General features: G+C 74.9%; 10 protein-coding genes. 9 read left to right on the top strand and 1 reads right to left on the bottom strand.

All coding sequences use genetic code 11. From position 1 onward, the window contains the following. Window positions 1–139 precede the first annotated feature (139 nt). The 9 genes from ABZ452_RS29695 (at window position 140) to ABZ452_RS29655 (ending at window position 13,245) form a co-directional block, all read left to right on the top strand. Window positions 140–1,168, top strand: a complete 1,029-nt coding sequence (locus ABZ452_RS29695; protein WP_357949874.1) for a 3-oxoacyl-ACP synthase III family protein — start codon at window positions 140–142, stop codon at window positions 1,166–1,168. Beyond that, window positions 1,169–3,052 carry an HAD-IIIC family phosphatase gene (locus ABZ452_RS29690; protein ID WP_357949871.1) on the top strand — a complete coding sequence of 628 codons (1,884 nt, stop codon included), beginning with the start codon at window positions 1,169–1,171 and terminating at the stop codon, window positions 3,050–3,052. Beyond that, window positions 3,049–3,276, top strand: coding sequence for a phosphopantetheine-binding protein (locus ABZ452_RS29685; protein WP_357949869.1), 228 nt, complete (start codon window positions 3,049–3,051; stop codon window positions 3,274–3,276). The genes ABZ452_RS29690 and ABZ452_RS29685 overlap by 4 nt, the downstream gene beginning before the upstream one ends. Continuing rightward, window positions 3,273–4,106 (top strand): 2-oxo acid dehydrogenase subunit E2, encoded by an 834-nt coding sequence (locus ABZ452_RS29680; RefSeq protein ID WP_357949866.1) that lies wholly within the window; start codon window positions 3,273–3,275, stop codon window positions 4,104–4,106. The genes ABZ452_RS29685 and ABZ452_RS29680 overlap by 4 nt, the downstream gene beginning before the upstream one ends. Further along, complete coding sequence (locus ABZ452_RS29675) at window positions 4,103–5,191, top strand: alpha/beta fold hydrolase (RefSeq protein ID WP_357949863.1); 1,089 nt, start codon at window positions 4,103–4,105, stop codon at window positions 5,189–5,191. The genes ABZ452_RS29680 and ABZ452_RS29675 overlap by 4 nt, the downstream gene beginning before the upstream one ends. 69 nt (window positions 5,192–5,260) lie before the next feature. After that, a complete protein-coding gene (locus tag ABZ452_RS29670; RefSeq protein WP_357949860.1) occupies window positions 5,261–6,301 on the top strand; it encodes a ketoacyl-ACP synthase III family protein in 1,041 nt (346 codons plus the stop codon). Further along, entirely contained in the window at window positions 6,298–11,568 is a 5,271-nt protein-coding gene (locus tag ABZ452_RS29665; protein ID WP_357949857.1) for a type I polyketide synthase, read from the top strand. Before ABZ452_RS29670 ends, ABZ452_RS29665 begins: the two co-directional genes overlap by 4 nt. Window positions 11,569–11,633: 65 nt before the next feature. Then, a complete protein-coding gene (locus ABZ452_RS29660) occupies window positions 11,634–11,894 on the top strand; it encodes an acyl carrier protein (protein WP_357949854.1) in 261 nt (86 codons plus the stop codon). A 10-nt stretch (window positions 11,895–11,904) separates the two neighbouring features. After that, window positions 11,905–13,245: an NAD(P)/FAD-dependent oxidoreductase gene (locus ABZ452_RS29655; RefSeq protein ID WP_357949851.1), complete on the top strand. Its 1,341-nt coding sequence runs from the start codon at window positions 11,905–11,907 to the stop codon at window positions 13,243–13,245. Window positions 13,246–13,304: 59 nt separating this feature from the next. Here ABZ452_RS29655 and ABZ452_RS29650 read toward each other — a convergent pair whose 3' ends face one another. Continuing rightward, window positions 13,305–14,486, bottom strand: a complete 1,182-nt coding sequence (locus ABZ452_RS29650) for a cytochrome P450 (protein ID WP_357949848.1) — start codon at window positions 14,484–14,486, stop codon at window positions 13,305–13,307. Between the last annotated feature and the right edge of the window lie 184 nt (window positions 14,487–14,670).

Genomic DNA, 14,670 nt, shown 5'->3' with positions numbered 1-14,670 from the left:
CCCCTATACCCCGGTGACCGGGGTACCGATCCGCCCCGGCCAATGCGGCGGACCACGGGAAATGTCGGCCGGGGGAAAGCCTCGCTTTAGCCGGCGTGCCGATGATGGCCGCCGGATCGCCGCTGCAGAAAGGACCCCCATGGACGGCCGTGCCGCCTACCTCCTCGCCGTCGGCACCGCGCTGCCCGGGCCGGCCCTGTCGAACGCCCACCTGGCCCGGCGGTTCGGTCTGCCCGGCGTCTGGGAGCAGTGGGTGGACACCTTCATCGGCACCCGCAACCGGCACCTGGCCCGGGATCTGGACACCGGCGAGGTCCGCTACTCCCTCACCGACCTCTGCGAGACCGCCGGCGCCCGGGCCCTGGCCGCCGCCGGGGTCGGCCCCGACGAGGTCGACCTGGTGGTGCTGGGCACCTCCTCGCCGGACCGGCTGATGCCGGCGACGGTCAACATGGTCGCCGACCGGCTGGGCATCGACGGCGTCCCCACGTACCAGATGCAGTCCGGCTGCACCGGCGCGGTGCAGGCCCTCGACGTGGCGCACAAGCTGCTCCTGGTCGGGCCCTACCGCACCGCCCTGGTGCTCGGCGCGGACAGCTGCGCCAAGCACCTGGACGTGCACGCGGACACCAGCGGGGCGGACCCGGCCGAGCAGGTCAACGGCGTGCTCTTCGGCGACGGCGCGGGCGCCGCCGTGCTGGGGACCGACCCGGCGCCCGGCGCGCTCGAGGTGCGCCACGTGGAGCTGCGCCTGGTCGGCCGGGGCCGGGCGCCGGGCCAGGTGGTCGAGTGGTTCGGCGCGGGCGACGGCCCGCCCACCGCGCCCGTCGTCGAGGACTACAAGGCGATCGAGGAGTCGGTGCCGCCGATGGCCCAGCGGACCCTGCGACGGGTGCTGGACGAGCTGGACTGGCCGGACGACGAGGTCGACTACCTGCTCCCACCGCAGTTGTCCGGGCGGATGACCACCAGGATCACCGCGGCCCTCGGGCTGACCGGCGCGTGTGAGGTGAGCTGCGTGGCCGACATCGGCAACACCGGCAACGCGCTCCCCTTCTTCCAGCTCGAACAGGTGCTGCCGAAGATGGCGGCGGGCGACCGCGCGGTCGGCGTGGCCATCGAGTCCAGCAAGTGGATCGAGGCCGGGTTCGCGCTGGAGGCGGTCTGAGTGGACACCCCGACCCCCGCCGCCGGGACGCTGCTCGACCTGCACCGGTCGGGGCAGCTGGTGACGCGCTACCCGGAGGTCCGCGCCCTGCTCGACGGGCTGGACGACGACGAGCTCGCCCGCGCCGGCCGGCTGCTCGCCCGCCTCGACCCCGACGAGGTACGCGCCGCACACCCGAACATCCCCACGGTCGCCGTGGCGGTGACCGGCCACGGCACGCTCGCCCCGCTGCTGCCCGCGCTCACCGCCGAGCTGGCCCGGCACGGCCTGCTGCTGCGCGCCCGGCTGTCCCCGTTCGACTCGTACGTCTTCGACCTGGCCGACCCCGGCAGCGAGCTGTACCGGGCGGCGCCGGACCTGGTGCTCTGCGTGCTCGACCCGATGGTCGTCTTCGACGAGGTGCCGGTGCCGTGGCGGCCCGCCGACGTGGCCCGCGTGCTCGCCGAGAAGGTCGACCTCGTCGAGCGGCTCGCCGCCACCTTCCGGTCCACCTCGCGCGGCACCCTCGTGTTGAACACGCTGCCGCTGGCGCGGCGGCACACCGCCCAGCTCCTCGACCTGACCTCCCGGGCCGAGCTGGGCGCGCTCTGGCGGGAGGCCAACGCCCGGCTGCTGCGCCTGGCCGCGGCGAACCCCGCCCTCGTGGTGGTCGACCTCGACCCCCTACTCGCGGAGGGGTCCCCCGCCTGCGACCCCCGGCTGACCGTGTACGCCAAGGCGCACCTGTCCGAGCCGCTGCTCGCCGGGTACGCCCGGGAGGTCGGCCACCTGGCCCGGAACCTGACCGGGCAGACCAAGAAGTGCCTGGCCCTGGACCTGGACGGCACGGTGTGGGGCGGGATCCTCGGCGACGACGGCATCGACGGCATCGAGGTGGCCGAGAGCTACCGCGGCGAGGCGCACCGCGCCTTCCAGCGGGTCGCCCGGCAGCTCGGCGCGCAGGGGGTGCTGCTCACCGCGGTGAGCAAGAACGAGGCGAGCGCCGTCGAGCAGGTGCTGCGCGAGCACCCCGGCATGACGCTGCGCGAGGACGACTTCGTCCGGGTGGTGGCCAACTGGCGGCCCAAGCACGACAACCTCACCGAGCTGGCGCAGGCACTCAACCTGCACCCGGACAGCTTCGTCTTCGTCGACGACAGCCCCTTCGAGTGCGGGCTGATCCGGCACGCCCTGCCCGGCACCGCCGTGGTCCAGGTCGACGACGAACCGGCGCTGCACGTGGTGAAGCTCCTGCGTGACGGCTGGTTCACCACCCGCCAGCTCACCGCCGAGGACCGGGACCGGGCCGCCGGCTACCGCGACGAGCTGGCCCGGCAGGACTTCCGCCGGTCGTTCTCCTCGCTCACCGACTACCTGGCCGAGTTGGCCGTGGAGGTGGAGCTGGGCGAGGCCGGGCCGGAGCAGGTGCCCCGGGTGTCCCAGCTGTCGCTGCGCACCAACCAGTTCAACCCGACCACCTGGCGCTTGCAGCCGCGGGACGTCAGCGACCTGCTCGACGACCCGTACGCCCGGGTGCTCACCGTGCGCAGCCGGGACCGGTTCGGCGAGAACGGGCTGGTCGGCGCGCTGTTCCTGCGCCGCGACGGCGACCTGGAACGGATCGAGAACTTCCTGCTCAGCTGCCGGGTCTTCGGCCGTGGGATCGAGCAGGCGTGCCTGGCCGCGGTGCTGCGCCACGCCCGGGCCGGCGGGGCCTCGGCCGTGCTGGCGAGCTACCGGCCGACCGCCAAGAACCGGATCGTCGCGGACCTGTGGCCCCGGTACGGCTTCACGCCCCTCGGCGAGGACGCCGGCGCCACCACCTTCCGCCACGACCTGCACGACATCCCCGCGGTGCCCGAGCACATCCGCCTGACCGACCGCATTGGAGTGGACGCCGCATGAACAGCCTCGACGACTTCCTCCACCTCGTCACCGACGAGGTGGGCATCCCGGTCAGCGCCGAGGACGCCCGCGGCGACCTCGACCAGGTCGCCGGCTGGGACTCGGTGCACCTGCTCACCCTGCTCACCGTGCTGGAGCAGCGGACCGGGCGGACCCTCGCGCTGCCCGACGTGCTGGAAGCCCGCAGCCTCGCCGACATCTACGACCTGGCGGTGACGGCATGAGGATCACCCCCGTCGCCCGGCAGCGCCGGCACACGTTCTTCTTCCTCGACCAGATCCGGGACTTCTCGCCGGTCTTCCTCGACACCGAGGTGGACATGACGGCGGTGGGCCGGCACCGGGCCGAGGCGCGCGCGGACGGCCGCCGGTACTCGGTGGTGACGTACCTGCTGCGGGTGACCGGCCGGGTGCTCGCCGCGCACCCGGACGCCAACGCCGCGATCAGCGGCCGGCTGCGCGCCCGGGTGGCCCGCTACGACCGGGTGAACGGCAAGCTCACCCTGGACAAGACCGTCGACGGCCAGCGGGTGGTGCTCGCGGCGGTCCTGCCGGACCTGCACACCGCGACCCTGGACGAGATCCAGCGCCAGGTGGACCACTACCGCGACGGCGACCCGGACCGGATGCCGGAGTTCGCCACGCTCCGCAAGCTGCACCAGGCGCCCTCGCTGCTCGGCCGGGCGGTGTTCCGGCTCGGCACCCGGCCGTTGCGCCGGCGCGGCGACGCCTTCGGCACCTTCGCGGTCACCTCGCTGGGCCACCGCCCGGTGGACAGCTTCCACTCGGTGGGCGGCACCACGGTCACCCTCGGGGTCGGACAGATCGCCGACCGGCCGGTGGTCCGCGGCGGCGAACTGGCCATCGCCCCGCTCATGCGGCTCAGCCTCGCCTTCGACCACCGCGTGATCGACGGCGCCGAGGCGGCCGACGTACTCACCGAGATCAAGACCGGCCTGGAGAGCTTCGGCGCCGGGCCGGCGGCGGCACCAACCGGCGACGCGCCGGCGCACGAAGCCGACCCGACACGCGAGCCGGACCTGGAGCGGGCATGAACGACCTGGACGAACTGAAGCGCTACATCACCGTGCACGCCCGCGGCCAGCGGATCCCCGACCTGCCGGCGCTGCTGGCCCGGATCCGCACCGACGCCGGGGACGAGCCGGGCTCCTGGGTCCGGGAGTGGAGCGACCGGGGCGACCGGCTGGAGCGGGAGGGCCGGCCGCTCGACGCCGCCCGGCACTTCGCCATGGCCCGCTTCCCGTACGTCGACGGCCCGGCCCGCGCGGAGGCCCTGCGCCGCTGCGTGGCGGCCTTCGACCGCTGGCGCGAGGACGACGGGGGCGTCGAGCGGCTCGACCTGGAGCTGCCCGGCGGCCGGGTCGGCTGCTGGACGGCCGGGCTGGACGGCGCCGGGCGCCGGCCGCTGCTGCTGGTGCTGGGCGGCATCGTCAGCGTCAAGGAGCAGTGGGCCCCCACCCTGCCGCTCTTCGCGAAGCTGGGGTTCGCCGCCGTCGGCACCGAGCTGCCCGGGGCCGGGGAGAACACCCTGCGCTACGGCCCGGAGAGCTGGCGGATGCTGCCCGACCTGCTCGACCGAATCTCCGACCGGGCCGACGTGTCGCGCACGTACGCCATCGCGTTCAGCTTCGCAGGGCATCTGGCGCTGCGCGCCGCCGCCGAGGACCCGCGGCTCGCCGGCATCGTGACCGCCGGGGCGCCGGTGCGGGAGTTCTTCACCGACCAGGCCTGGCAGGCCCGGGTGCCGGACGTCACCATGGACACCCTCGCCCACCTGACCGGCACGAAGCGGGCCGAGCTGGTCGCCGGGCTCGACGCCTGGGCGCTCACCGACGCCCAGCTGGCCGCCGTCGGGATCCCGGTGGCGTACCTGGCCAGCCGGCGTGACGAGATCATCCCACCGGCCGAGGCGGCCCGGCTGCCCCAGCGGCTGCGCCGGCTGCACCTGGTCGAGAACGACGACACCCACGGCTCGCCCCGGCACGTGGTCAGCTCCCAGCTCTGGACGCTCTCCTCGCTGCTGCGGCTGCGCGGCCAGCGCGGGCCCCGACGGGTGCTGGTCGGCGGGCTGGCCCGGGCCGCCCGGCTGGCCGACCGGCTGCGGCCGGGCCGCGACTGACCCCGCGGCCCGGTGCCGACGGCACCGGGCCGGACACGACCGACGAACGGCGCAGGGAGGGACCGGACGGTGCGTACGCCGGAGACGTTCATCAGCGGAATCGGGGTCTGGCTGCCCGACATCGTCAGCGTCGAGAGGGCCGTCGCCGACGGCCACTACCCCGCCGACCAGGTCGACCTGCACGGCCTCACCGGCGCCGCCGTCGCCGGCGACACCCCCGCCCCCCACATGGCCCTGCACGCCGCCACCCAGGCCCTCACCCGCGCCGAACACCCACCCACCCACGTCGACCTGCTCCTCTACGCCGACAGCTGGCACCAAGGACCCGACGGCTGGCAACCCCAGTACTACCTGCAACACCACCTCACCGGCGGCACCTGCCTCGCCGTCGAACTCCACCACGGCTGCAACGGCATGTTCACCGCCCTCGAACTCGCCGCCAGCTACCTCACCGCCCACCCCGACCGACACACCGCCCTACTCGTCGCCGCCGACAACTTCGGCACCCCCATGATCGACCGCTGGCTGGGCGGCCCCGGGTACCTGATGGGCGACGCGGGCAGCGCCCTGGTGCTCACCGCCCGGCCCGGCTTCGCCCGGCTGCTCGCCGTCGGCTCGGTCACCGTCGCCCTCGCCGAGGAGCTGCACCGGGCCGGGGAGGCGCTGTTCCCGCCCGGGCCGACCGCCGCCCGGCCCCTGGACTTCACCGCCCGCAGCGCCGAGTTCCGCCGGGCCGCCCTGCGCGACGGCGCCGGCACCGCCGTGCTGATGGACATCCAGCGGCAGACGCTCCAGGTCGTCGACCGCACCCTCGCGGAGGCGGGCATCGACATCGGCGACGTCACCCGGGTCGCCTACATGAACTACTCCCGGGAGATCGTCGAGCAGCGGTGCACCTCCGCCCTCGGCCTGCCGCTGTCGGCGTCCACCTGGGACTGGGGGCGCGGCCTCGGGCATCTGGGCGCCAGCGACCAGGTCGTCGCCCTGGAGCACCTGGTCACCACCGGACAGCTCGGCCCCGGGGACCACCTGCTGATGCTCGGCGTCGGGCCGGGCGTCACCGTCTCCTGCGCCGTCGTCCAGATCATCCACCCACCGGCCTGGCCGTGACCGACGCCGCCGACCGGTCCACCCCGAAGGAGAGCAATCCGGTGTTCGATGCGAACAGCGGCACGCGGCCCGCGGCCGTCGCCGTGGTCGGGATGGGCTGCCGGTTGGCCGGCGACGTGGACTCCCCGGACAGCTTCTGGGCGTTGCTACGCGACGGCCGGGACGGCATCGGCGAGCTGCCCGAGCAGCGCTGGGACCACTACCGCGACCTGGGGCCGGAGTTCGCCGCCGCGCTGCGCCGGGCCACCCGGCACGGCGCGTTCCTGCGCGACGTCGAGGGCTTCGACGCCGAGTTCTTCGGCGTGACGCCCCGCGAGGCGGAGCTGATGGACCCGCAGCAGCGGATCCTGCTGGAGGTCACCTGGAACGCGCTGGAACACGCCGGCATCCCGGCCCGCCGCCTCGCCGGCGGCGACACCGGCGTCTTCGTGGGCGTCGGGTCCGACGACTACGGCCGGCGGCTGCTGGAGGACCTGCCCCGGATCGAGGCGTGGACCGGCATCGGCGCGGCCATGTGCGCGGTCGCCAACCGCATCTCGTACGCGCTGGACCTGCGTGGGCCCAGCCTCGCGGTGGACACCGCCTGCTCCGCCTCGCTGGTCGCGGTGCACCTGGCCTGCCAGAGCCTGCGCACCGGGGAGAGCTCGCTGGCGATCGCCGCCGGGGTCAACCTGATCCTCGCGCCCGGCCTCACCCTCACCCTGGACGCCGCCGGGGCGACCTCGCCGGACGGGCGGTGCAAGTCGTTCGACGCTGCCGCCGACGGCTACGGCCGCGGTGAGGGTTGCGGCGTGCTGGTGCTCAAGCGGCTGGCCGACGCGCAACGCGACGGCGACCGGGTGCTGGCGGTGATCCGTGGCAGCGCTGTGCAGCAGGACGGGCGGACCAACGGCATCATGGCCCCCAGCCGGGACGCGCAGGAGCAACTCCTGGTGCGCGCCTGCCGGCAGGCGGGCGTCGCGCCGACCTCGGTGGACTACGTCGAGGCGCACGGCACGGGCACCCGGTTGGGCGACCCGCTGGAGGCGGGCGCGCTCGGCGCGGTCTACGGCGCCGGCCGGCAGCCCGGCGAGCCGTGCCTGATCGGGTCGGTCAAGGCCAGCATCGGCCACCTGGAGGCCGCCGCCGGGGTGGCCAGCCTGATCAAGGCGATCCTCGCGCTGCGGTACGCGGAGATCCCGCGCAGCCTCAACCTCGAAACCCCGAACCCCGCGATCGACTGGGCCAACGCCGGACTGCGGGTGGTCACCGAGCACCGGCCGTGGCCGCGGCGACCGGGCCCCCGCCGGGCCGGTGTCTCCGGCTTCGGCTACGGCGGCACCATCGCGCACGTCCTGCTCGAACAGGCGCCCGACGCGCCGCCGGCGCCGGCCGGCCCGGCCGGGCTGCTCTTCCCGCTCTCCGCCGGGTCGCCGGAGACGCTGCGCCGGCACGCCGGTGACCTGGTCGAGCTGCTGGAGTCGGCGGAGGGGCTGTCGCCGGCCGACCTCGGGCACACCCTGTCCCGGCGCCGCGCCCACCTGGAGCACCGGGCCGCGGTGGTGGCCACCGACCGGGCCGAGCTGGTCGCCCGGCTACGCCACGTGGCCCGGGGCGAGCAGGCGCAGCACGTCGCGACCGGGCGGGCGCTGCCCGGGTCCGGCGAGCACGACCGGCGTCCGGTCTGGGTCTTCTCCGGTCACGGCTCCCAGTGGCCCGGCATGGGGCAGGGGCTGCTCGCCGACGAGCCGGCGTTCGCCGCCGTCATGGACGAGCTGGCCCCGGTCTTCCAGGCCGAGATCGGCTTCACGCCGCGCGAGGTGCTCACCTCCGGCGACCTGGGCGCGGTGGACCGGATCCAGACGATGATCTTCGCGACCCAGGTCGGCCTGGCCGCCGTTTGGCGGGCATACGGGGTGACCCCGGCCGCGGTGATCGGCCACTCGGTCGGCGAGATCGCGGCGGCGGTGGCCTGCGGCGGGCTCAGCCTCGCCGACGGGGCGCGGCTGAGCTGCCGGCGGTCGATCCTGCTGCGCCGGGTCGCCGGGGCGGGCGCCATGGCCATGGCTGCCATCCCGTTCGACGAGGCGGCGCGGCGGCTGGCCGGCCGGACCGACGTGGTGGCCGCGATCGCCGCCTCGCCGGCGTCCACCGTGGTCGCCGGGGACCCGGAAGCCGTGGCCGAGGTGCGGGAACGCTGGCAGGCCGAGGGGGTGCTGGTCCGGCAGGTCAATTCGGACGTGGCGTTCCACAGCCCGCAGATGGACCCGCTCTGCCCGGACCTGGCCGCCGCCCTCGGCGACCTCTCCCCCGCCGTGCCGGTGGTGCCGATGTACCGCACCTCGCTGGCCGACCCGCGAGGCGCCGCGCCCCTGGACGGCGCCTACTGGGCCGGCAACCTGCGCAACCCGGTGCGCCTCGGCGACGCCGTGGCGGCGGCCGCGGAGGACGGCCACCGGGCGTTCGTGGAGATCTCGGCGCACCCGGTGGTGGCGCACTCGATCGGCGAGACCCTCGCCGACCTGGACCGGACGTACGTCGGGTCGACGCTGCGGCGCAACTACCCCGAGCGGGCCACCTTCCTCACCAACCTGGGCGCGGCGCACTGCCACGGGGTCCCGGTGGACTGGACCCGGCTGCAGCCGTCCGGCACGCTGGTCGACCTGCCGCTGACCCCCTGGCAGCACCGCCGGCACTGGCGTGACGCGCCGTCCGGCGGGCCGGGCGGCGGCATGGGCCACGACCCGGACAGCCACACCCTGGTCGGCACGCCGGTCAGCGTGGCCGGCGCCGGGCTGGGGTTGTGGCGTACCCGGCTCGACGACGAGAGCCGTCCCTACCCCGGCCACCACACCATCCACGGCACCGAGGTGGTGCCGGCGGCCGTGCTGCTGAGCACGTTCCTGCGTGCGGGCGCCGAGCAGGGTCTCCCGCCGGTGCTCACCGACGTGGCGCTGCGCGTCCCGCTGCCCACGGCCGACCCCCGGGAGATCCAGGTCGTCGCCGAGGACGGCACGGTACGACTCGCCTCCCGGACCCTCGCCGCCGATGACGCGGCCTGGCAGCAGCACGCCTCGGCGGCGCTGCGCCCGGCCGCCGCGCCCAGGCCCGCCGGGCCGGCGCCGGCCGGGTACGACCTGGCGCCCCGCGCGGCGAGCCTGGTCACCGACCACCTCGCCGCCGTCGGCGTACCGTCGATGGCCTTCCCGTGGCAGGTGCGCGAGCTGTCCCAGGGCGACGGCGTGCTGCGCGCCCTGGTCCGGGTCGACCAGCCCGCCCCCGCGCCGACCTGGGCGCCGGTGTTCGACGCCGCGCTCTCCGCCGCGCCCGCCGCCTTCGGCGGCCCGCCGGTCCTGCGCGTCGTGGCCGGCGTCGACGAGGTGACGGTGGACGGTGAACCGCCGGCCGAGGTGGTCGTCGACGTGCGGGTCGACGGCAGCGTCCCGGACCGTGCCGACGTCACCGTCGCCGATCCCGCCGGCACGGTGCTGGCCCGGCTGCGCGGGGTGCGCTTCGGCGTGCTCGACGGGCCGGTCACCGCGCCCGTGCGCCCCGAACACCTCGTGTACGAGATCGCCTGGACGCCGCGCCCGGCGCCCCCGGCGGACCACCGGGCACCCCGCGAGGTGGTGCTCGTCGGCGGCGCGGGGCCGCTGGCGGCGGCGATCCGCGGGCGGATCAGCGGCGCCGGCGTACCGCTGCGTGCCGTGGCCGACGCCGCCGGACTGGCCGGGCTCGACCCGCCGCCGGACCCGTCCGGCGCGGTGCTGGTCCTGCCCGGCGACGACGCCGACGTGCCGGCCGCGGCCGCCCGGCAGGCCTGGCTGCTCACCGAGGTCACGCACGTCCTCGCGGCCGGCGACCGGAACGCCTTCCCGCGGTTGTGGGCGGTGACCCGGGGCGTGCGGGAGTCCGCCGACCCGGCGGCGCTGGCCGACGCGCCGCTGTGGGGGCTGGGCCGGGTGCTCGCCACCGAACATCCCGAGCTGTGGGGCGGCCTGGTCGACCTGGACCCGGCCGACGAGGGCGGGCTGGACGCGCTGCCCGGCCTGCTGGGCGCCGCCACGCCGGACGACGTGCTCGCCCCGCGCGGCACCGGCACGTCGGTGGCCCGGCTGGTCCCGCTGGACCGGCCCCCGGTGCGACCGCCGCTGCGCTGCCGGCCGGACGGGACGTACCTGATCACCGGCGGGCTGGGCACCCTGGGCCTGGCGGTGGCCGACTGGCTGGCCGACCAGGGGGCCCGCCGCCTCGTGCTGGCCGGGCGGGCCGGGCTGCCGCCGCGGGGCCGCTGGGACCGGCCGGCGGGCGACGGCGGCCCGGACGCGGCCACCCGCGACCGGATCGCCCGGGTCCGCGCGCTGGAGGCGCGCGGGGTGACCGTACGCGTGCTCGCGGTCGACATCGCCGACGCGGAGGCGGTCCGGCGGCAGCTCGACCCGGACACGCTGGGCCTGCCCCCGGTGTGCGGCGTCGTGCACGCCGCCGGCGTGCTGGACAACCGGTTCGCCGCCGGCCTGGACGAGGCGTCGCTGCGCCGGGTGCTGCGTCCCAAGGTCGACGGGGCGTGGGCGCTGCACCGGCTCTTCCCGCCCGGCAGCGTCGACTTCCTGACCCTCTTCTCCTCCTGCGGCCAGCTGCTCGGGCTGGCCGGACAGGCCAGCTACGGCGCGGCGAACGCGTTCCTCGACGCGCTCGCCACCCATCGCCGCACGCTCGGCGCCGACGACACCACCAGCTTCGGGTGGACCTCCTGGCAGGGGCAGGGCATGGCGGTCAACGCCGTGGTGGACAACGAGCTGAAGGCCCGGGCCGTGGCCGCCATCGAGCCCGAGCAGGCGTTCGCCGCCTGGCAGCACGCCCACCGCCACGGCGGCGGTCACCTGCCGGTGCTGCGGGTGCTGGCGGCCGGTCCGGCCACGGACCGCCCGCCGCTGCTGGCCCAGCTGCCCAGCGGGGAGGACGCCGGGGAGGCCGCGGCCGAGCAGGCGCCGGCGGCCCGGCTCGCCGACCTGCCGCCGGAGGAGCTGCGGGCCACCGTGCAGAGCGAGGTGGGCGCCCAGATCGCGGCCGAGATGCGGCTGCCGGTGTCCGACCTGGACACCCGCCGGTCCCTGCTGGAGCAGGGGCTCGACTCGGTGATGACCCTGGTGATCCGGCGGCGGCTGGAGAAGCGGTTCGGCCGCCCGCTGCCGGCCACCCTGCTGTGGAACCAGCCCACCGTCTCCGCGATCGCCGAGCACCTGGTCGACGCGCTCACCGCCGCCCCCGCCGGCGCCCAGCCGTGACCGCCCCCGATCCCCGACCCGCCCCCACCGGGGCGCGACCGGCACCACCAGGAGAGGAGAGAACCGTGTCCGAGGACGACGTCAGCGCCGCGTTGACGACCTTCATCAAGGAGAACCTCGCGCAGGACGCGCCGTACGACATCGACGAGGACACCCCGCTGCTGGAGCTGGGCATCCTCGACTCGCTGAAGACGGCGATGCTGCTCAACTACATCCGCGACGGGCTCGGCACCCCGGTGCCGCCGCAGCTGATCGACGCGGCCAACTTCCGGAGCATCCGGACCATCGCCGCGCTCGTCGGCGGCCTGACGAGCACACGGAACTGAGGGGGCCGGCATGAGCGTGGACTATGACGTGGCGGTGATCGGCGGCGGGCCCGCCGGCTCGACCGTCGCCTCCTACCTGGCCGGGGCCGGCCTGTCGGTCGTGCTGTTCGAGAGCGAGCTGTTCCCCCGGGAGCACGTCGGCGAGTCGCTGGTGCCGGCCACCACCCCGGTGCTGTCCGAGATCGGCGTGCTGGACGACATCGAGGCGGCCGGCTTCCCCCGCAAGTACGGCGCGGCCTGGACGTCGGCCGAGTCGCGCAACGTGCCGCACAACGGCTTCACCGGCCTGGACCACGACTTCCGGGCCGCCGAGGTGATGTTCGTCGAGCGGGATCAGCCCGGCGTCGACCGGGACTACACGTTCCACGTCGACCGGGGCAAGTTCGACCTGATCCTGCTCAAGCACGCGGAGGGCCGCGGCGCCAAGGTCTTCTCCGGTGCGCGGGTGCTCAAGGTGGACTTCGACGACCCGGAGGCGGTGGAGCTGACGGTCCGGTTCGGCCCCCGGGAGGTGCCGTTCCGGGTGGGGATGGTGGTGGACGCCTCCGGCCGGAGCACGCTGCTCGGCCGGCAGCTGAAGTACAAGGTCTCCGACCCGGTCTTCAACCAGTACGCCGTGCACACCTGGTTCGAGGACCTGGACCGGGCGGCGGTGGCGCCGTCGGCGGAGAAGCAGGACTACATCTTCGTCCACTTCCTGCCGATCCAGGACACCTGGGTGTGGCAGATCCCGATCACCGACACCATCACCAGCGTCGGCGTGGTCACCCAGAAGAAGCTCTTCGCCGAGGCCAACACCGACCGCGAGGCATTCTTCTGGGAGTTCCTGTCCAGCCGGCCCGACCTGCACAAGGCGTTGCAGGACGCGCGGCAGGTCCGCCCATTCAAGGCCGAGGGCGACTACAGCTACTCGATGAAGGAGATCTGCGGCGACCGGTTCGTGCTCATCGGGGACGCCGCCCGGTTCGTCGACCCGATCTTCTCCAGCGGGGTGAGCGTCGCGCTGAACAGCGCCCGGATCGCGGCGAAGGACATCATCGCCGCCCACGCGGCCGGCGACTACTCGCGGGCCCGCTTCGGCGAGTACGAGCGGAAGCTGCGCCGGGGCGTCCGCTACTGGTACGAGTTCATCTCCATCTACTACCGGCTCAACGTGCTCTTCACCGCCTTCGTCCAGGACCCGCGCTACCGCATCGACGTGCTGAAGATGCTCCAGGGCGACGTCTACGACGACGAGGAGCCGAAGGCGCTGGTGGCCATGCGGGAGGCGGTGGCGGCCGTGGAGAACAACCCCGACCACCTGTGGCACCCGTACCTGGGGACGCTGCGGGCCCCCGTCCCGAACGCCTGAACCACGCGAGAGCCCGGCCCGGATGTCCGGGCCGGGCTTCTCCGGCGGTACGGGGACGGTCAGCGCAGCGCGACCGGCAACGACTCCCACCCGTTCATCAGGATGCTCGTCTGCCGCGTCAACTGCTCCGGCGGCACGGCCAGCCGCAGCTTCGGGAACCGGGCGAGCAGCGTGCCGATGGCGATCCGCGCCTCCAACCGGGCCAGCGGGGCGCCCATGCAGTGGTGCAGCCCGTGCCCGAAGGAGAGGTGGGCGTTCTTCTCCCGGCCGATGTCGAACCGCTCCGGCTCGGCGAACAGCGCCGGGTCGTGGTTGGCCGCGACCAGCGAGATGAACACCATGTCCCCGCGCGGGATGGTGGCCCCGCCGATCGACACGTCCTCGGCGGCCCGGCGTGGGGTGGCCATCCGCAGGGGCGCCTCGTAGCGGAGGAACTCCTCGATCGCGGTGGGCAGCCGCTCCGGGTCGGCCCGCACGGCGGCCAGCGTCTCGGGGTGGGTGAGCAGGTCGTGCACCCCGTTGCCGATCAGGTTGGTGGTGGTGGCGTGCCCGGCGATCAGCATCAGGAACACCATCGAGGTCAGCTCGTCCTCGCTGAGCCGGTCGCCGCCGTCGCTGACCCCGACCAGCCCGGAGAGCAGGTCGTCGGCCGGCTCCCGGCGCTTCAACTCGATCAGCGTGCGCGCGTACTCGACCAGCCTGGTGGCGGCGCCGATGAACTCCTCGGGGCGGGCCAGGGTGCCCTGGGTGATGGTGTTGGCCCAGCCCTGGAAGATCTCCGAGTCCTCGGCGGGCACGCCGAGCAGCTCGGCGATGACCTTGAACGGCAGCGGGAAGGTCAGCGCGGGCACCAGGTCGACCTGGTCCCGGTCGGCGAACGCGTCCAGCAGATCGTCGGTCAGCTCCTGGATCCGCGGCGCCAGCGCCTCGGTCCGCCGGCGGGTGAAGGCGGCGCTGACCAGCTTGCGCAGCCGCCCGTGGTCGGGCGGGTTGCTGTGCAGGACGTCGCTGCTCATCGCCAGGGCCAGCTCCGGCGGCAGGCCGGGAAAGCCGCCCTCCAGCGGGCCGTCCTTGATCAGGTGCGGGTGCGCGAGCGCGTGACGGACCTCGTCTCCGTTGGTGATCAGCCAGGCGAGAGCGCCGTGCGGGAGGGCGATCTGCCGCACCGGCGCGGTGCGCCCCAGGACCGGGGCGTCGGTCAGGCTCGGGGGTTTCGACTTCAGCTCGGGTGACGGCGTCATCCCGCCATCGTCGGCGCGGCGGCTAAAGGGGAGGCAAAGCTGCCCGGCCCGGCCCGCACCGGTCAGGAACGGCTTTAACGACCGACAAGGCCGCCGTTGGGGGCTCTGGTCACGCTGTCGAGCGCGCCGGGCGTGGGTGCCATCCCGAGGGGTGCGCCGGTGGCGTCCGCACGAGGTCGAGTGA

Origin of the sequence: Micromonospora sp. NPDC005707 (genome assembly GCF_040631005.1) — a bacterium.
In the GTDB taxonomy this organism is placed as follows: Bacteria; Actinomycetota; Actinomycetes; order Mycobacteriales; family Micromonosporaceae; genus Micromonospora.
Note: the sequence above shows the minus strand (reverse complement) of the source record. Positions and strands in the feature narration are given on the sequence as shown.